This is a genomic window from Pseudomonas sp. CCNWLW23 (assembly GCF_037095675.1).
Classification (GTDB): domain Bacteria; phylum Pseudomonadota; class Gammaproteobacteria; order Pseudomonadales; family Pseudomonadaceae; genus Aquipseudomonas; species Aquipseudomonas atacamensis.
Genome location: NZ_JBAWKM010000010.1, coordinates 184,028 through 203,665, shown reverse-complemented (window position 1 = coordinate 203,665; position 19,638 = coordinate 184,028). Strand labels below are relative to the sequence as shown.

General features: G+C 53.4%; 10 protein-coding genes. 8 read left to right on the top strand and 2 right to left on the bottom strand.

The annotated features are described in order from the left end of the window. The first annotated feature begins 1,011 nt into the window (after positions 1–1,011). From V8J63_RS15205 to brxL, 8 genes are all read left to right on the top strand, one after another. Positions 1,012–1,608: a DUF1819 family protein gene (locus V8J63_RS15205; protein ID WP_336464275.1), complete on the top strand. Its 597-nt coding sequence runs from the start codon at positions 1,012–1,014 to the stop codon at positions 1,606–1,608. Further along, positions 1,599–2,177, top strand: a complete 579-nt coding sequence (locus tag V8J63_RS15200) for a DUF1788 domain-containing protein (RefSeq protein WP_336464274.1) — start codon at positions 1,599–1,601, stop codon at positions 2,175–2,177. Before V8J63_RS15205 ends, V8J63_RS15200 begins: the two co-directional genes overlap by 10 nt. Positions 2,178–2,191: 14 nt before the next feature. Continuing rightward, positions 2,192–5,860 (top strand): BREX system P-loop protein BrxC, encoded by a 3,669-nt coding sequence (gene brxC, locus V8J63_RS15195; RefSeq protein WP_336464273.1) that lies wholly within the window; start codon positions 2,192–2,194, stop codon positions 5,858–5,860. A gap of 9 nt (positions 5,861–5,869) precedes the next feature. Further along, positions 5,870–7,606 carry a DUF262 domain-containing protein gene (locus V8J63_RS15190; protein WP_336464272.1) on the top strand — a complete coding sequence of 579 codons (1,737 nt, stop codon included), beginning with the start codon at positions 5,870–5,872 and terminating at the stop codon, positions 7,604–7,606. A gap of 27 nt (positions 7,607–7,633) precedes the next feature. Beyond that, a complete protein-coding gene (locus V8J63_RS15185) occupies positions 7,634–8,257 on the top strand; it encodes a hypothetical protein (protein ID WP_336464271.1) in 624 nt (207 codons plus the stop codon). Beyond that, positions 8,254–11,898: a BREX-1 system adenine-specific DNA-methyltransferase PglX gene (gene pglX, locus V8J63_RS15180; protein WP_336464270.1), complete on the top strand. Its 3,645-nt coding sequence runs from the start codon at positions 8,254–8,256 to the stop codon at positions 11,896–11,898. The genes V8J63_RS15185 and pglX overlap by 4 nt, the downstream gene beginning before the upstream one ends. A 454-nt stretch (positions 11,899–12,352) precedes the next feature. After that, positions 12,353–14,974, top strand: coding sequence for a BREX-1 system phosphatase PglZ type A (gene pglZ / locus V8J63_RS15175; RefSeq protein WP_336464269.1), 2,622 nt, complete (start codon positions 12,353–12,355; stop codon positions 14,972–14,974). Continuing rightward, complete coding sequence (gene brxL, locus V8J63_RS15170; protein ID WP_336464268.1) at positions 14,958–17,012, top strand: protease Lon-related BREX system protein BrxL; 2,055 nt, start codon at positions 14,958–14,960, stop codon at positions 17,010–17,012. Before pglZ ends, brxL begins: the two co-directional genes overlap by 17 nt. A 760-nt stretch (positions 17,013–17,772) precedes the next feature. On the opposite strand, the gene V8J63_RS15165 is transcribed toward brxL, so the two are convergent. Next, a complete protein-coding gene (locus V8J63_RS15165; protein WP_336464267.1) occupies positions 17,773–18,930 on the bottom strand; it encodes a glutathionylspermidine synthase family protein in 1,158 nt (385 codons plus the stop codon). A gap of 1 nt (position 18,931) precedes the next feature. Further along, positions 18,932–19,633 carry a DUF1190 domain-containing protein gene (locus V8J63_RS15160; RefSeq protein WP_024014516.1) on the bottom strand — a complete coding sequence of 234 codons (702 nt, stop codon included), beginning with the start codon at positions 19,631–19,633 and terminating at the stop codon, positions 18,932–18,934. Positions 19,634–19,638 lie beyond the last annotated feature (5 nt).

Below are 19,638 nucleotides of genomic sequence, written 5' to 3'. Positions count from 1 at the left end.
AACTTCTTGCGCACTTGGCTACAGGCCATGATTGGCTTGGCCTGCAGAGCATTTGCCCCCTGAAATATTACGACCTACCGCGCAACTTCTTGCGCACAGTGGCCTAATGATGGCATTTGCCGAGTGAGTAAATACAATTCCATGGACTCCCAATTTTCATCCAATTGGTTGTAGGGAGCACAGGAGCGGAGAAGTATCAATGCTAAGCGATCTACAAGCTCGCCTATCACTCACTGAGCTAGTCGAAAAATACTTAAAGGGAAGAGATCCTGATTCTGATCTGCTGATTGCATGCATTCAAGATCCTGCGCGGCAAATACCCATTAGAAGGGGCCTTGAGGCGATTCGAAGATGTCGAGAGACGCCGTACACTCAACAGGAACTACAACTGATCAATGACCTTTTATGAGTGTACGGATGATCAGAAAAACTCATTAGCAACCGAGTTATGACTTGCCGCTGAACTCGTAGACGGTCGATGTCCGCTTCTTGCTGGTTCCCACCGTTTCGGCTCGCGGTGATGGCACCTGCAGATCTACACCGCTCCAGCGCTTCGCTGGTGGCATGTGACAATTGTCTAGGCAAGGCTACTCCTTATCCTTCACCTGATACTCGTAATGGCCGTTGAAGCAGGGAAGTGCGCGGACGTATATCGCAGCTGGCAGCAGCAACTGTTCGTTCAATTTCAACCTAACCGTCCGGGACCCGCTGAGGTAGACCCGTATTAGTCGTACCTAGACAGCAGCTATCGGCCAAAAAACAGCTTATCGCTAGCGTCAACTCTAGCAGCCAATATCAGCCGGTCGAGCAGCGATGCATGACGGTGTCTTCGAAATCAGGTGCAATTCAAAAAGGTCATGAGGGCTATCAGCACGATGCTGGGAAGTAACAATAAATCTGTTCTCTGTGGTTGACGAAAATTAAATAGACCTTTGGTTACTCAGCGCTGGCGCTAGCCGGGTCAGACTCTCAAAATAGGTCGTTTTACACGTTTGAAAACCAGAGTCATCCATGAGTAGTCCATACCAAGCCAACTTCACGCAGTGCTCTCTGATTGTGCCTGAGACCCGAATCGTTGCCGCGCTGTTGCTGCAGGGTGTAGACGTTCAGGAGTGGGGTAGGCAGATACACGAATTGAATGTGCTGCAAAAGCGTACGGCCAGGACTGCCGATACCTATGCCAATCTGGCCCGTTTACGTCTGCAAACTATGAGCTCTGATTTGTGGTCGCTTGTACGGGATGGTAGCGTCCCCGTCGCCACCCACGCTTCTCTCGCCGTCACGGTCAAGTTCTCGCCGTTATTCGGGGACTTCCTGCGTACGGTCGTACGCGATCAGTTCCGCCGTTTCGCCACCCACTTAGAAGCGCGCCACTGGGACGCCTACATCGAAGACAGCCTGCGTTCGCAACCGAATATGCCTACCCTCAGCGACTCCACTCGGGTTAAGTTAAGGCAAAATGCCATGCGTATCCTGGCGGAGGCCGGTTTCATCGAAAACACCCGCAATCTTCGCTTACGTAGTCAGCACATTGAACCCGCAGTTCTTCATTATTTACGTCAACACAATGAGCAGTACGTGCTCGATTGCCTTCAGGTATGCCCGTGAACGACCTCGACGAACGCCTCAATAAAATCCTGAATAAGGTCACCTCTGATGACTTTCTCGGTGGCCAAGGCTTGGGCAACGAGGTGCCGTTCTATGCCTTCGATTATCTGCCGCAGGATGAATTGAAGGTGCGCGAGCACGTCCGGTTTCTCCAAGGGGCGATTATCAAGCGCCGCCCTGAACTCAAGGCTGCCTTTATCAACCTGTTCGAGCTGATGCTCGACATGCTGAAAGACCGCAACAAATTGGATCAATCCATCGAGATGCAAGCTAAGAAAGGTGACGACTACATGCTCAAGGCCCTCAAGGCACCACTTGATGCAGGCAAGGTCGCCAAAGAACTGGTTGATCGCTATCCGCCAAGTGAGTTTGGCCTGCTGGTCATCAACGGTGTCGGCAGTGCATATCCGCTGATTCGCACCCACAACCTTCTGAATAACCTCCAGCCGTTTATGGGGCAGACCCCGTTGGTGGTTTTCTATCCCGGCCTCTATGACGGCCAATCGCTAAAGCTGTTCGGTCAGCTGGGCGAGAAACCCTATTACCGCGCTTTCCGACTGGTGAGCTGAACAGGATGTCCACCGTGCAAATCAAGAGTCTGTTTACCCGCTCTATTCACCGCTCGATCAACGGCGTGATCAAGGCTGACCAGGATGACGCTGAGTCCGTTTGGCAAGAGCTGGATGAGTACGTCATCACTCGCGAGTTGGATCAGCATCTGCGCAGCTTTTTTGAAAGCTACCTGGCGGCCCTGGACAACCCCCAGGATGCGTCGGGGCGAGTAGGGGTGTGGATCTCCGGTTTCTTCGGTTCGGGTAAATCGCATTTCTTGAAGATCCTCTCCTACCTGCTGGAAAACAAACAGGTCAGCAAGGACGCCGTCACGCGCCAGGCCATAGATTTTTTTGAGCGCAAAATCGCCGACCCGATGCTCGCCGCTGATATCAAGCGCGCCATCGCCGCCGAAACGGATGTGCTGCTGTTCAACATCGACAGCAAGGCTGATAGCGGTGACGGCCGCGACGCCATCCTTCGTGTCTTTCTGAAGATCTTCAACGAGCGCCTAGGCTTCTGCGGCGATCACCCGCATATCGCTCACATGGAGCGTCACCTGGACGACCTGGGCAAGTTTTCTGGGTTCAAGCAGGCATTCGCTGACGCTTCAGGCTCCACTTGGGAAGATGAGCGCGACGCCTACCATTTCCAGGTTGATGCGTTGGCTACTGCCCTGTCGAAAACCCTTGGGCAGGAAATCAAGGATGCCGACGCTTGGGTGGAGCGTTTTGAAAACGACTTCAGCCTCAACGTCGAAAGCTTCGCCAAATGGGTGAAGGAGTACCTAGATAAGCGCGGCAAGGATCAGCGCATCGTGTTCCTGGTGGACGAAGTCGGCCAGTTCATTGGTCAGGACACCCACCTGATGCTCAGCCTGCAAACCATCACCGAAAACCTCGGTACGATCTGTGGTGGTCGCGCCTGGGTTCTGGTTACCTCACAGGAAGACATCGACGCTGTGCTGGGTGAAGTACGCGCCTCCAAGGCTAACGACTTCTCCAAGATTCAGGGTCGCTTCAAAACCCGCTTGTCGCTGTCCAGCGGCAACGTCGATGAAGTCATCCAGCGCCGCCTGCTCGATAAAGAACCAGAGCCCAAGGATGCCCTGCGCAAGATCTACCGCGAGAAGGCTGACATTCTGCGCAACCAGCTCAGCTTCACCAACACTGGGCGTACATACAAAGCGTTCACCGACGAAGACAATTTCGCCGCCGTTTACCCCTTTGTGCCGTATCAGTTCCAGCTGGTGCAGCGCATTTTTGAAAGCATTCGCAAGGCCGGCGCCACCGGTACCCACTTGGCCCGAGGCGAGCGCTCGCTGCTTGATGCGTTCCAATCAGCCGCCAAGGCCGTCAGTGATAACAACGTCGGCATTCTGGTACCGCTTTACCGCTTCTATCCGTCTATCGAGGGCTTCCTTGAGGGCGTGGTCAAATCGACCATTGACAATGCCGCCAGCAACCCAAGCCTGCAAGAACTCGATCCCCTTGTGTTGAAGACTCTGTTCCTCATCCGATATGTCGATGAGATCAAGGGCAACGTCGACAACCTGATCACCCTGTTTATCGATGAGATCGACGCTGACCGCCAAGGTCTGCGCAAACAGATTGAAGACAGTCTCCAGCGCCTGGAAAAGGAAACCTTGGTCAGTCGTAACGGCGATGATTTTTTCTTTCTGACCAACGAAGAACGTGACATCAGTCGCGAGATCAAGGACGTCGACCTCACTAGCGCCGATGAGGCCCGCGCGCTGGGTCAGTTGCTGTTTGATGAAGCGCTGCGTGGCCAGCGCAAGTTTCGCTTCTCCGACAACGGCAAAGACTTTGGCCTCAACCGCCAGTGCGATCTGCATCCCCTAGGCAATCGCGTTGATGGCGACCTGCTGATATCGGTCATCAGCCCACTGGTGGATGATCGTGGCACTTGGAATGAGCAACGTTGCATTCTTGAATCCAGTCAGGGGGAGGGCAGTGTGCTCTTGCGTCTGGAGGACGAGCGTGACTTGGCCCGTGAACTTCGTCTGTACCTGCAAACCGACAAGTACATCACTCACAAAAACGACGGCACGCTGCCGCACAACACCAAGCGCATCCTTCAGGATCGTGCAGAAGAAAACCGCCAGCGCCGCCAGCGCCTGAGTACCACCGTGGATCGTCTGTTGCGTGAGGCCGATGTGTATGTGGCAGGCAACAAACTTGAAACGAAGGCTTCCAGTGCACCGATGCTAGCGGAGGAGGCGCTCGACTACCTAGTGCGTAATACATTCAGCAAGCTGGGATACATCCAGCACCTGAGTAGTGACCCTCAGAAAGAAATTCAGGCCATGCTGGCCACGCCGCAAACGCCGGGCCTTGACCTGGAGAGCACTGGCGAAGCCAACCCGCGCGCCCTCAAAGAGGTTAGCCAGCACATTGAATTGCTTGCCTCACAATCGCGACGCATCGTCCTGCATGACCTAGCGGAGACCCACTACAGTCGTCGGCCCTATGGTTGGCCGGAATGGGAGACCGTACTGCTGATCGTGCGCCTGCTGCTCAAAGGCGAAGTCAGCCTGATCGGTAACGGGGGCCCGCTGGCGCCGCAGCAAATATGGAGTGAAATCTCTACCCCGGCGCGCTGGCGTACCACCGAGATCCAGAAGCGTCAACAAGTCGGCTCCGGCGAGCTGCAAAAAGCCCGTCAGCAATTCAAAGAGGTGTTTCAGAAGATCGCCCCGGATGGCGAGGATAGCCTCTACAGCCTTCTGCAAATCAGTCTGGCTACCTGGGAGAGTGAGTTCAAACAGTGGCGCGCATTGGCACAGACCGGTCAGTACCCGGGTTTGGATGACATCGACCAGGGCCTTAAGTTGATTGGCAAACTCAAGGCAGCCCCGGATAGCTTTGATGCCATTCAGCTGTTCCTCAAGGAACGGAGTGCACTGCTCGACCTCTCTGACAGTCACGGCGATCTGGATAACTTCTACAGCAGCCAGAAATCCGCCTGGGACAAACTAAGTGCGGCTCAGCGGGACTTCCAGCCCAACCGACCCAAGCTGGAGAAGGATGAAAACGCCGCTCGTGCGCTGGCTCGCATCGACGAAATCCTCAGTGCCAAAGCACCGTTCAATCTCATTCGCGAAGGTGAAGGGCTGATCCAAACGATCACCCTGATCAACGACGGCTTCCTCAGGGAGGCCCATGAGCGAGCAGATGTTTGGTTGGACAAGCAATTGGCCAAGGTCAGCGCCGAACTGGATGACCTGCAAGCAAGCACGGATCAGCGCAACAAGAGCCTGCTCGCCCTGCAAAACCTCCGGCAGCGTATTACCAAACAGCGCAGTCTGGCTCATATCAATGACATGTTGGATGAGGCCCGCGACCTGGCCGATGCCGCTATCGATCATCTGCACCTGTTGGCCGAACAGGCCGCCGCCAAAGCTAAAGTAGCAGCCAGCGCACCGGCACCAACGCCCGTGGCATCTGGTAGCGGTAACCCTGGTCTGCCAGTGGCAGAGTCCAATACTCCGATTGTTAATACGCCTGCGGCAGTTGTAGCTCCGGCAGCACCGGTCAAAAAACGCAGGGTAGTGGATGCTCAGCTGCTTGCTGGCTCCGGTTATATCGAGACCCAGGCCGATATCGACAGCTTCCTGGCCAAACTGCGTAATGAGCTTGAGCAGGCAATCGCTGACAATCAACGCGTTGAAATTCGCTAAGGAACAGCCATGTACAAACCAGGCGGTACGATCAAGCAGCTGTTGGACAAGGTCGCTTCGCAGGAGTACATCCTGCCGGCGATTCAGCGTGAATTCGTTTGGTGGCCAGAGCAGATCTGCCGGTTGTTCGACAGTCTCATGCAGGGCTACCCCTTCGGCACTTTCCTGTTCTGGCGTATCGCACCGGAGAAGCGCCAGGAGTACCAGTTCTATGATTTTGTCCGTGACTACCATGAGCGCGACAACTATCACTGCGCTCTGCTGAAAGCCCTCCCCGAGCGGGATCTCGTCGCCGTGCTGGACGGCCAGCAGCGTATGACGGCGCTTAACATTGGCCTGCGTGGCTCCTACGCCTGGAAGCTGCCAGGCAAATGGTGGTCGAGTAATGATGCCTTCCCGATCCGTCATCTTTACCTTGATCTGCTGGGCGAGCCTGATGTGGAAACCGGCTCCGAGTACCGTTTTGAGTTTTTCACTGAGACCGCTACGGAGCTAACGGGAGAAGGCCAACTGTGGCTTCGCGTTAGTCGCGTCCTGCTCGAGAGCGAGGATGATCTGATCGACAGCTTGGACGAGCTTGATCTCGGTGGTGAGCAGCGCCGGCAAGCGAAGAAAGTCCTCCGCCATCTCTACCGCACCGTTCACCACAAAGAGCTGATCAGCTACTACGAAGAAGCTGAGCAGGATCTTGGGCGTGTCCTGAATATCTTCATTCGTATGAACAGTGGCGGTACACCGCTTTCCTACTCGGATCTATTGCTGTCCATTGCCGTGGCGCAGTGGTCGAAGCTTGATGCCCGGCAAGAGATTCATCAGCTCGTCGACCAGATGAACAAAGAGGGCGACCAGTTCAACTTCAGTAAAGACCTAGTGCTCAAAGCCGGATTGATGTTGTCGGACATTGGCAGCGTCGGCTTCAAGGTAGAAAACTTCAACAAGGCCAACATGGCATTGCTGGAGGAAAACTGGTCATGCATACGCGAGGCATTGCTGCTGTCGGTTCGGTTACTGGCCAGTTTTGGTTTCAACAGCCAGAACCTACGTGCCGACAGTGCCCTGTTACCCATCGCTTACTACCTGTTCGCCCGTCAACCTGGGGAGGGCTATTTGTCCCGCGTTGAGTACGCTCAGGATCGTGAAAATGTGCGTAAGTGGCTGGTTCGCAGTCTGCTCAAGGCTTCGGGAATCTGGGGCAGTGGTCTTGACACCCTGCTGACTGCTTTGCGTGAGCAGGTTCGTACCCATGCGCAGACGGGCTTCCCTGTATCTCTGATCGAAAGCGTGATGTCCGCGCGCGGTAAGACGCTTTCCTTCACGGAGGAGGAGCTGGACGAGTTGGTCGAGCTTCCCTATGGCGACAAGCGAACTTTTGCCTTGCTCTCGTTGATCTTCCCAGGCTTCGACCTGTCCAGGCACTTCCATGTAGACCATATCTACCCGCAGGCTCGTTTCACCAAGCCTCAGCTCCGTAAAGCAGGTATCCCGGAGGAGTTGGCAGCAGAGGTGGCGGATAAGGCTAACCGTCTGGCTAACCTCCAGTTGCTCGAAGGCAGCATCAACAACCAAAAACGCCAGAAGATGCCACATGACTGGTACGCCCAGTTCAAGCCAGATGTCCTCGCGCGCCAGCAGTATCTGGCGGGTCTGGAAATCACCGATCTCCCAGAAACGCTGGCGGAGTTCCCGGCGTTTTATGAACAGCGTCGCAAGGCGCTTAGGGCCCGAATCGTTTCAGCCCTTCAGTAGCCATATTTGCCGAGGAGAAATGCCATCATGGAAGAGCCGCTGAACGCTACCGACTGGCAGCAAATTACTAATGAGGTAAAGACAACCTATACCTCACACCTTGAGCTCTACAGCTTCAAAAAATACCCCGCGCTCGATTATGAGACCTTCAAGAACACCTTCTCTGCGTTGGCAGAGAAGGTGGATCTATTGGCAGCGCTGGTGTGGAAGTGGGGGCACTGGGGCAAGGACGACTTTCCCTCCAAGCAGAAGTCCTTGATCTGCGAGATCGAGAGTCTGTGGCCTGCTTATCGAGGCTGGGCGTTATTTGCTGGTGATCAATTCACCCCCGAAGCCACTTTTCAATGGTGGGATAAGCGTTTGGGTAGGCTGCGCTATATCACCAGCGCCTACCTGACTCACCTGATCCATCCGCTACAGGTGCCGATCATCGACCAGCATAATTTTCGCGCCATGAATCATCTTCAGCAAATCCCGTCCGCCAAGAAAAAACCATCCACCTGGAGCGATATCGTCCGGCTCAAGCATTTCCTGCATGAGGCGAGCAAACGATTTCAACGCCCAGAAACTGAATTCGACAAATACCTAATGATGTATGGCCGTGCGCTCAAGCCACTCAAGGTCAGATCGTCTCCTAAGGAACAGGCATGAACCGCTCTGCACTCAAGAAATACGCCCCTCAGGCCCGTCTCGACTTTATTGAGGCCGTTACCCTGCGTACCCGTCGTCTGGGGCTTGATCCGGCAATGTCGGTCAGTGTCGAACAAACGGGCGACGTATTGCTGATCGGTGGCCAGCCTTTCCCGGCCAGCGTTGCCAAGCAGCGCTCTGAGCTGGCTCGACGTATTCAGCAGCAGGGGTTTAATGCTGTGATCGAGGCGCTGGCTTACACCTGGTTTAACCGCCTGGTAGCCATCCGCTTTATGGAATTAAAGGGCTACCTGAGTCACGGCTACCGTGTGCTTAGCCACCCTCAAGGCCATCAACCTGAGATCCTCGATCACGTTCAGCATCTCGATTTACCTGGCTTGGACAAGGCTGAAGTTATCCGCCTGAAAACCGCAAGCAATCAGGATGAAGCGCTGTACCGCGAGATCCTTCTCGCTCAGTGCCACGAGCTGCACCTCAATATGCCGTTCCTCTTCGAGGCGCTGGACGATGCCACCGAGCTGTTGCTCCCGGACAATCTTCTGCGCACGGACTCGCCAATTGCCCATTTGGTCAGCGATATCGAAGAGGGCGACTGGCAAGAAGTAGAGGTCATCGGCTGGCTCTACCAGTTTTACATCAGCGAGAAAAAAGACGAGGTGATGGGCAAGGTGGTCAAGAGCGAGGATATTCCCGCCGCCACTCAGCTATTCACTCCCAACTGGATCGTTCAGTACCTAGTACAGAACAGCCTTGGACGGCTCTGGTTAATGGCTAATCCGGACTCCGGCCTAAAAGAAAAAATGCCGTACTACATTGAGCCGGCTGAACAATCTCCGGAAGTTCAGGCTCAGCTCGATGCGTTGATCAAGGTACGTATGGATGAGGATGGCGGTACTCTCAATCCCGAGTCCCTGACCTTGCTTGACCCTGCCTGTGGTTCCGGCCATATCCTGGTCGAAGCCTATAACCTGCTGCGTGCAATATATGAGGAGCGCGGCTATCGCTTGCGCGAAATTCCTCGGCTTATCTTGCAAAAGAATCTGTTCGGTCTGGATATCGACGACCGCGCTGCCCAGCTCGCTGGTTTTGCCTTGCTGATGAAGGCTCGTGAGGATGATCGTCGTCTTTTTGATGACGAAGGCAATCCACCGCACCTCAATGTCATGGCCATTCAACAAAGTGCGGGTCTGCCGGATGCTGAGATGGCACAGATTATTATCGACGCCGCTATCCAGTTGGAGGGCGGAGAGACGTTCCCCTCAGGTCAATTGTTCGGCGGTGGCCAATTGGAGACCCGCCATAGCTCTGGTCTTACTGTGCTCGATCTACGCCAACTGATTCAGTTGTTCGAGCATGGCAAAACTTTTGGCTCGCTGATCCGCGTGCCGGATGCCCTCAAGGTTAAGCTGGGCAAAATTGTCGATCTGCTCGTGAATGTTCGTAATTGTGGGGATGACTTATCGCGAAGTTATTCCAGTCAAGTATTGGAGCAGTTTGCTTGGCCTGCTAGCTTGTTAATAATGCAATACGATGCGGTAGTGGCAAATCCCCCATATATGGGGGGAAGGGGGATGAATTCGGTATTAAAGGAGTTTGCCAAAAGAAATTTCCCGGATAGTAAGGCCGATCTCTTTGCGATGTTCATTGAGCGTGGTTTTTCTTGGTGCAAACCGATGGGCTTCGATAGCATGGTTGTCATGCAAAGTTGGATGTTCTTGTCGTCATATGAGGTCATGCGAAAGAAGCTGCTAGAAAATCGGACTATTCACACCATGGCTCACTTGGGTGCTAAAGCTTTTGGCGAGATTTCTGGCGAAGTTGTGCAGGTCGCGGCAACTATCATTCAAAGTGTAAATTTAAAAAAATTCAGGCCAGTTTTTTTTCGCTTGGTAGATGGGGTTGAATCAGAAAAGAGAAACGCATTGAGTGCCGGTGGTAACAGGTATGAAAGTGTGGTGCAAGAAGCTTTCGGTAATATTTCAGGTTCCCCAATTATTTATTGGGTTGGTGAAAATATTTCTAAAACTTTTTCTAGATTTGATGCGGCCGAAGTAAATGCGAAAACATTAGCTGGAATGCAAACTGGGGAAAACAATCGCTTTGTACGCCGGTGGTTTGAGGTTGATTTTGGTCGAGTCTGCTTGCATTCCAAGAGCCGGGATGAGGCAAAAGCAAGCTTGATGAGATGGTTTCCTTATAATAAAGGTGGTGGCTTTAGAAAGTGGTATGGGAATCAAGAATTTTTAGTGGATTGGGAGGGCGATGGGGCGTGTATTAAGGCCAAAAAGGCTGCCGATTTAAAGTCTGGTAAAATCACTCCTAATAATTCAAAGTGCTGGAATCAAAATAATTATTTTACGGCAGGAGTTACGTGGTCAAAAATATCAAGTGGTACGCCAGCATTTCGCTTTCAGCCATCGGGGGCGGTATTTGATATAGCCGGTGTAACGCTTTTTCCGAATGATGAAGGGTTATTGAATTTTTTTCTTGGAGTTCTTAATTCTGTGTACTCGACGCAGATTTTAAAAATGATGTCTCCAACTTTGAACTTTGAAACGTCGCATATTTCCAAGGTTCCAATTTTTATGGGTGATCGAGGCTTTGTTGATAAGGTTTCAGTTAATGCGTCGGAGTTGATTTCTATTGCTGCTAGAGATTGGGACTCGTTTGAAACTTCATGGGGTTTTGCGGGTCTTGATCTGATTGCGCATAAAAAGTCTGAAACTTCTCTGAGTAGATCTTGGCTGGAGTTGGAGAAGGTGATGTTGGCAGATTTTGCTCGTGCTCGTGAATTGGAAGAGGCTAATAATCGCCTTGTTATTGATATGTATGAATTGCAAGATGAGCTCTGTGATGCAGTTACAGAAAGTCAGATAACGCTGTATCGTCCTAATTTAGAGATTGATATGCGTCGTCTAATTTCCTATGCGGTCGGATGCATGATGGGGCGTTACAGTTTAGACGAGCCGGGCTTAATCTGTGCCCATGGAGGCAGTTTCGAATCGTCTCGTTATCACAAATTCCCAGCTGATGTCGACGGTATTATCCCCATCACTGACGAGCCTTGGTTTGAGGACGATGCCGCCGAGCGTATGCGTGAGTTTGTAAAGGTAGTCTGGGGGGGAGATACCCTGGTGGAAAACATGGAGTGGCTGGCCGATAGCTTGAGTCGTAAGTCTGGCGAATCTGCCGAGGAGGCCATCCGCAGCTACCTGACGACCAGCTTTTACAAAGATCACTTGCAAACCTACAAGAGGCGCCCGATTTATTGGCTCTTCTCTAGTGGCAAGCAAAAGGCCTTCGAGTGTCTGGTTTACTTGCACCGCTACAACGAGGGCACCTTATCCCGCATGCGTATGGAATACGTCGTCCCTCTCCAAAGCCGTATGCAGGCCCGTATCGATAAGCTCACCGACGACATTGATAGCGCCACCAGCAGCGCCCAACAAAAAGCCCTGCAAAAGCGTAAAGACAAACTTACCAAACAACTCGAAGAACTCCGCCGATTCGACGAGACGCTGCGCCCCTACGCCGACCAGCGCATAACTCTCGATCTGGATGATGGCGTCAAGGTCAACTACGGAAAATTTGGTAACTTGCTGGCAGATGTTAAGGTGATTACCGGCGGGAAGGAAGAGTAAATAAAAAAATCTCATGGCTTATGAGAAAGCTCTACTGCCATACGGGTAGAGCTTTTTCTTCCAATCGCGTACATAAGTGCCAGGGAGCCAAGCCCTTCGCTATGAAGGGCTGAGCAGGTGCGAAATACAGCTCTTTGCCATGTGCTGCCCGACATTAGGGTAGGCTTAGCTATCGGTATACTGCGCTACTTTATGAGCAGCCATACTGGGCATGGCGCTGACGGAAGCTGAGCAGAAACAAGGATGCGCCAGCATTATGAGAAACATCTTATGCCGCCGGTCTTCGGTTCGTACGACCGCGTTTCAAGGAAGCCTATGGCTATTTTGCCTAAAGGCTGAATTTTTCATTGGCCCTCTTTGACTACCCGTTGGCGGTGCGTCAGATTCATTTATTTTTCTGGTAGAGGGCGCATGATAAGCGCTTTTTGGGTTTAACCGCTGGGGGCGGTGATTGATGTCTGAGCTATCCACACAACTCGAAAGAATTATCGATAGCCTGCAACAGCAGTTTTCCCGCAGCCGAGTGGTTTGGTGGGAGGATCCGCAAGGAGAGTTCAGCGAGACCCTAGAAGCTCTGACGTTGCAAGACGTCCAGATTTTACGGCGGTCTGCGACGCCGGCGTTGGCAATCAAGCAACAAGTCGAGGTGCTTGATCCTGCAGGTCTTTACCTCATTTATGAAGACAGCATCTGTCCTGAACCTGAACAGGACTGGTTGTTGGATATCCGTCTCTACGCCGCGCCATTTGCAGCAGATCGCACTTCCATGCTGTTGCAGGAACTGGGGCTGCGTCAGCAAAGCTTACGTGAGCACTTGAAGGTGCGTAGTGCGTTCTTCGCCAGCAAAGAGCGAGTGACCCGGATCCATCGCCTACTCAGTGCCGATGACGATGAAGCGGCACTGGATCTGAAGATTCTGGCTGTGCTGGTTAAGGCTGAACAAGCTGAGCTGTTTGCCGTGCTCACAGCCATTTTTGCGACCTTGGCCGAAGCTGAGGATCTGGAGAATAACCAGCTGTGGGAGTCAATTACCAAATTCGACATGCAGCCAGTTTTTTGGCAACTGATGCAAAAAGCATTTGGCTATCAGTATAGCGAACCGACACTGCGGCATTTTTTGGTGCGGTTGTTCGCCACCGATATGGGACATGCTTTGCATGCTCAGGCTCCGGCCAACCTCAAAGCTCTTCAGTTGAACCCGGCGCGTGCTGCGAATGTTGCTGTATTCTTGTCTCAATGGCGCGATAGCACCCTGCGTCAACATTCCTATGATCGGTTATCGAAGCGTATTGCTACTGATTTGCGTCCATCGGATCTGTTAGCGAAGGTGCCACTAGAGGCGTTAATGGCGGTCGGCACTTTTGTTGATGTTGAGCGGCTTATTGCTGAGCGGCTCCGGGATGCTGTGCTCAATAACACCAGCGAAGCTGTAGGCCAGCAATTGCGTGATATGGCTAGTAAGCGAATGGATGGCTACTGGGCAAACCCACGCTGGCCAGATAACGATGATGCCAATCGCTCTATCTGGTGCGGCTACTACCGTGCGCTGATTGCTGCTTCCGAGCTATTCGAGCTGAGGTTGCGCTACGCAGGCGGCTTTTCCTTTGCCTCGGCTGAAGCGTGTTACAGCGCTTATACCAGCGAGCTTTATCGTTTCGATCAGTTGTATAGGGCATATCACGAGGCTGCTGATGCAGTGTATGCACGCAGCCCTGATGCGCTGTCACCGCTGACCACCCGGGTTGAGCAGGATTATTTGAACGGGTTTCTGCAACCCTTGAGTCAAAAATGGGGCAATTTCCTTGACGCGGGTTTGCTGCAACAGTGGCAATTACCCGAGGTATCCAATCAGCAGAATTTCTATTCAGAGCATGTGGAACGCTATCTGAAGGGGGGCGAGGAGCGGCGGGTGTTTGTGGTGATCAGTGACGCACTGCGCTATGAGGTCGCACAGGAACTGAATGAATCGCTCAATGGCAAGTATCGCTTCTCCTCTGAGCTGAGTAACCAGCTAGGCGTGCTGCCTTCGTATACTAAGCTTGGGATGGCCAGTTTGTTGCCGCACAAAGTACTGAGCTACACCGATGCTGGCCTGGTACAAGTCGATGGTCTGAGTAGCGATGGTTTGGAGTCACGCAACAAAATTCTGTCGGGTGTAAATGGCCTAGCCCTGCGAGCCGAAGATTTTTTGAACATGAACAAGACCGATGGGCGTGAACTGATCAAGCCCTATCGCGTGATCTATATCTATCACAATAAAATTGATGCTGTCGGTGACTCCTCCAGCACCGAGAGCAGCACCTTCAGTGCCTGCCGCGAAGCCATCGGAGATTTGGAGTCTATCGTTAGTCGCATTATAAACAACCTTAATGGCCATCGCGTCCTGGTGACGGCTGACCACGGTTTTCTGTTCCAAGATTCTGCGCTTGAGGCGCTGGATAAGAGCAAGCTACTCGCGAAGCCGGCAGGCAGTATCGTATCGAAGAAGCGCTATCTGATTGGTCGCAATCTCGGTAGCAGTGATCAGGTACACGCGGGCTTTATTCGAGACACGGCAGGCATCAGTGATGACATGATGTTCTGGTCGCCGAAAGGGGTGAGTCGTTTCCACTTCGTTGGCGGAGCAAGGTTTATTCATGGCGGGGCGAGTTTGCAGGAAGTAGCTGTGCCAGTGCTGAAGGTGCAACAGATAAGAGGGCAGAAGGCCAAGGAAACGGCCATACGCAAGGCACAAGTCACGGTGTTGGGGAACAATTTCAGCATCACCACGAATCGCTATGTGTTCAATCTGTTGCAGACTGAGCCTGTTTCCGAACGTGTGCATCCGGCAGTTTTGCGCGTAGGGTTATTCGATGAGGCTGGCGAAGCCGTCTCGGTTGTTGAGCAGGTTTCCATGGACAGCGATTCGCAGAATCTCGACCAGCGTCAGCGAAAGGTGATTCTCACCCTGTTAAACCGGCCGTTCTCTTCGAGCGAACGTTACTACTTCAAGCTGCTGGACACTGAGACCGGCGTCGAGCAGTTCCGCATTGATGTGCGTATCAACCTGGCGATTAGCAATGACTTTGACTTCTGACAGCGGCAACCCAGAACTCGACCTAGATGCCCGGTTGAACCAGCATTTCACTGGCAAGGTGGTGCGCAAGGATCTGACCAAACGCTTGAAGGAGGGCATCAATGTGCCTGTGTATGTGCTGGAGTATCTGCTCGGCATGTATTGCGCTTCAGACAACGAAGAGGTGATTGTTGATGGTCTGGAGACTGTAAAACGCATCCTTGCAGAGAACTATGTGCGCCCAGATGAGGCTGAGAAGGTCAAATCCAAGATTCGTGAGCGTGGCAGCTTTAAGATCATCGACAAAGTTTCAGTCAGCCTGAACGAGCGCCGCGATATCTATCAAGCTCTGTTTATGAATCTGGGAGTCAAAGACGCCGAGATCCCCAGTCGCTTTATCAAGGAGTTCGAGAAACTCCTGGCAGGAGGTATCTGGTGCATCGTAACGCTGAATTACCTCTTCGAAGAGGGCGCGAAAGGTTCGCCCTTCACTGTGCATGACCTCAAGCCAATTCAGATGCCCAACATGGACATGGAGGCGCTGCTGGAGTCACGTAAGAATTTCAGTGAAGAGCAGTGGATGGATGTGTTGTTGCGCTCGACTGGCATGGAGCCAGCTCATTTCAATGTGCGCACGAAATGGCATCTTCTCACCCGGATGATTGCTTTCGTCGAGAACAACTACAACTGCTGCGAGCTTGGCCCTCGCGGTACAGGTAAGAGTCACATCTACAAGGAAGTCAGCCCCAACAGCATTTTGGTGTCCGGTGGCCAGACCACAGTCGCCAACCTCTTCTACAACATGTCTCGTAGGCAGATTGGTTTGGTCGGGATGTGGGATGTGGTTGCCTTCGATGAGGTAGCGGGTATCTCGTTCAAGGACAAAGACGGGGTGCAAATCATGAAGGATTTCATGGCCTCTGGCTCATTTGCTCGTGGCCGTGACTCTATCTCAGCCTCTGCGAGCATGATGTTTGTCGGCAATATCAACCAGCCGGTCGACACCTTGGTGAAGACCAGCCACCTGCTGGCCCCATTTCCGAGTGCGATGATCGACTCTGCATTTTTTGACCGTTTCCATGCCTACATCCCAGGTTGGGAAGTCCCGAAGATGCGCCCTGAGTTTTTCACCAACCGCTATGGGCTGATCACAGACTATCTGGCGGAGTTCATGCGCGAGATGCGCAAGCGCAACTTTGCCGACGCCATTGACCGTTATTTCAAGCTGGGCAATAACCTCAATCAACGCGACACGATTGCAGTACGCCGGACGGTGTCAGGCCTGCTCAAGCTGCTACATCCGAGCGCTGACTATGACCGCGAAGCGGTACGTCGCTGCTTAGAGTACGCCCTAGAAAGCCGGCGCCGGGTGAAGGAGCAACTGAAGAAGATCGGCGGAATGGAATTCTTCGATGTGCACTTCTCGTACATTGATGCAGATACCCTTGAAGAAACCTTCATCAGCGTGCCAGAGCAGGGCGGTGGTGGGTTGATTCCTGAGGGACAAGGCAAACCAGGGGCAATGCACTTGGTATCCACTGGTGCTAATGGTCATCTGGGGCTGTACCGTTTGGAAACCCAGATCACCGCAGGCAGCGGCAAACTGAACATGTCGGGCCTGGGTAGCAGTTCATCGGCGAAAGAGGCACTCAAAGTCGCTTTTGATTACTTCAAGGCCAACATCAATCGCGTCAGCGCTGCTTCAAAAGTCGGTGATCACGATTACCACCTGCATGTTGTGGAGCTTCATAACACTGGGGCCCCTAAAGCGCTAACCTTGGCAGGCTTCGTCGCTTACTGCTCTGCTTTGATGCAGAGACCGCTTCAAGCACAAATGGTGGTGTTGGGGGATATGAGCCTTGGCGGAAACGTGGTGCCCGTGGAGAATCTGGCCGAGTGCATGCAAGTGGCATTTGATGCGGGAGCAAAGCGTATTCTTCTACCGATGGCCAGCGTAACTGACATCCCTACCGTACCGGGAGAGCTGTTTGCCAAGTTCCAGACCAGCTTCTATAGCGATCCGGTGGATGCGGTTTTCAAAGCGCTTGGGGTTAGCTGAGTTAGGATGCATCCCTTCCTGCGAATCGCCACAGGCAGCACTCATTATTGGTCGAGGCGTCGCTTGAGGCCTGCAGTTATCCGACAGATCATGCTTTGCATAGAGGATCTGTCTGTAGTGGAACTCCGATCTCTAACTAAGTCAGAATTGACAGGGACGGCAGGTGTCCCTGTTGCCATTTTTGATATTTAAATTCTTGACGATCCCGTTTCCTCAGCTAAAAATACACCCACTTGTTAGCTGATCTTGAGACCGGCTGACATGGTAGAACGCTGATTTACTCAAATAAACAGCCACCCAGCCTTGAATCACCGCATAGCGAAACTACCCACCGGGATCCGTCCCATGTGGGCAGCTCCCCTTAATGAGAGCTGTTCATTGATACATTCTTGCTGCCCCATGATCGCGTGTTCTTTAAGCAATATGAGATGTAAACAAATACGCGTGAATAATGCGATTTATTGACAAAAAACATAACAGAGTTGCTGCTTATGCGGCATATCGGACTGTTTTTTAACGATAAGTTGTCATGCTTTCCGTTCTTAGGTAGGCATAACCATTCTGATTTGCCGCTGTAACCGTCTTAAATGAAAAGGGCCCGTCGCTTAAACGACGGGCCTTTTTTGTGAGGCAATATTTACGGTTATGTTCGATTACCTGTGGGAGCGAGCCTGCTCGCGAATGCGTCAGTTCAGTCGATGCACCTGTAACTGACAGGACGCTTTCGCGAGCAGGCTCGCTCCCACGAGGTAACTTCGTCTTAATCCAGGATCAGGTGCGGCAGGAAGCGGCTGGAGTCCTTGGTGATCAGACTGTTGTCCTCGCGAACACCAATCCCTGCCGCCTCATCACCAATCACCCACGAGCCAATCAGCGTGTAGCTGTCGCCAAACTTCGGCAGCGGCGCGAACTCCTGCAGGATGAACGGCGCATCGGTGTAAGGCCCGTCCTCTTTGACAATCAGACCTTCCGCTGTTTGCAGTTCGATGTTGGCACCTTCGCGGGAAAAGTACGGCTTGCGCACCCAGCCCTTCGGCACGGCACTCTGCGGATTCGGATCAAGGTGCGCGGCGAGCAGATTCGGATGTCCCGTGTGCAATTCCCACAGCAGCGGCAGCGCACCCTTGTTGGACAGAATCGCCTTCCACGCCGGTTCGAAAAACTGCGTATCGCACTCGGCGATTGCCGCGCCGAACGGTTCGTGGAAGATGAACTCCCAGGCGTGCAGCTTGAACAGGTGCGGGATCCAGCGATCCTGCAGATCGACGAAACGACCCTCAGCCGTCAGGCCGATGTCTTCGATATCGATGTGGCGTGATTCGATGCCGACCTTTTCCGCGATCAGCCGCAGATAGTCGGTGGTACCTTTGTCCTCGATCGAGTCCTTCATCGAGGCAAAGTAGAACGGCCGCTTCAACTGCAATTCGGCGAAGGCCTGATGCAGCTTGGTGTCGATGCTGTTGAACTGGTCAGCATGCGGCGGCAGCGTGCCACGCTCGATGCATTGTTCCAGCCAGCCCCACTGAAACGCCGCCGCTTCATAGAGGCTGGTCGGCGTGTCGTAGTTGAGTTCCAGCAGTTTCGCCGGCCCGTTGCCGCTGTAGGAAAAGTCCATGCGACCGTACAGATGCGGATGACCTTCGCGCCAGGAGGTGCGGATCATGTCGTAGTACGCCGCCGGGATACTCAGGCGATCAAGCAACTCCTCGCTGTTGACCACGCGATCAACCAGATCCATGCACATCTCATGCAGTTCGGTGGTCGGGTCTTCGAGATCGTTTTCGATCTGCGCGAGGCTGAACTGGTAGTAGGCGCTTTCGTCCCAGTACGGTTCGTCGTCGATGGTGTGGAACAGGAAACCGAGGCTTTCGGCGGTGTGTTTCCAGTCGGGGCGCTCGGCGCAGTGGATCTTTTTCATGTCAGCTGCTCGAGCGTCCGGAACTGCTGCCCCAGCCACCCCAACCGCTGCGGGCGCTGGACTGGCTGCCGAAGCCGCCGCGCGAAGTCGACGACGCAACGTTCACCGGTTTGCTCTTGCTGCTCTCGTAATCCGACTGGCTGCGCGAGGTTGTGTCAGCTCGGCGGTACTGCGTTGAGGTGTTGTACGGCTGGCGCGTTTCGCGATCACGGTAAACGGTGCGTTCGGCGTTGTTGCTCATTGCGTTGCCGATCAGCCAGCCGGTCAGCCAGCCATTGCCGCCGCCACCTGAGCCACCGGAATAGTGCGAGCCGCCGTGGCTTGCGCTGCTGCTGGTGGTGGAGTCGCCCGCCGGCATTTGCGAATTGGCGATGGCATCGAGATCCTGCGGCGTCTCGGCATTGCCCGGCACTTTGAAGCCGCCGAGTTTCGGCACGAAACGGCCATCGGAATTTTTCTGACACCAGCCAGCGGCAAAGTCTGCATCGCACTTGGCCTTGTCGGTGTAGGCCGGGGCGATGCGCCGGTGTTCGTTCAGGGCGGCGACGTAGGCGCTGGAGCAGAGATCGGCGGCCACTTCGGCGTCGACACACTGTTCAACGCTCTGGAAGTTGCGCGGCTGATCCAGCGCCGCTGCTTCACCGGAAATCGCCATCGCCACCGACGCGGCGAGGGACAATTGCACGTATTTGCTGCGTTTCATCGAGA

Bases quoted from the DNA above. Each gene is read 5' to 3' on its own strand.
- brxL (WP_336464268.1), top strand. From the start codon at position 14,958: ATGACTTTGACTTCTGACAGCGGCAACCCAGAACTCGACCTAGATGCC.
- V8J63_RS15165 (WP_336464267.1), bottom strand. From the start codon at position 18,930: ATGAAAAAGATCCACTGCGCCGAGCGCCCCGACTGGAAACACACCGCC.
- V8J63_RS15185 (WP_336464271.1), top strand. From the start codon at position 7,634: ATGGAAGAGCCGCTGAACGCTACCGACTGGCAGCAAATTACTAATGAG.
- pglX (WP_336464270.1), top strand. From the start codon at position 8,254: ATGAACCGCTCTGCACTCAAGAAATACGCCCCTCAGGCCCGTCTCGAC.
- V8J63_RS15205 (WP_336464275.1), top strand. From the start codon at position 1,012: ATGAGTAGTCCATACCAAGCCAACTTCACGCAGTGCTCTCTGATTGTG.
- V8J63_RS15160 (WP_024014516.1), bottom strand. From the start codon at position 19,633: ATGAAACGCAGCAAATACGTGCAATTGTCCCTCGCCGCGTCGGTGGCG.
- V8J63_RS15190 (WP_336464272.1), top strand. From the start codon at position 5,870: ATGTACAAACCAGGCGGTACGATCAAGCAGCTGTTGGACAAGGTCGCT.
- V8J63_RS15200 (WP_336464274.1), top strand. From the start codon at position 1,599: ATGCCCGTGAACGACCTCGACGAACGCCTCAATAAAATCCTGAATAAG.
- pglZ (WP_336464269.1), top strand. From the start codon at position 12,353: ATGTCTGAGCTATCCACACAACTCGAAAGAATTATCGATAGCCTGCAA.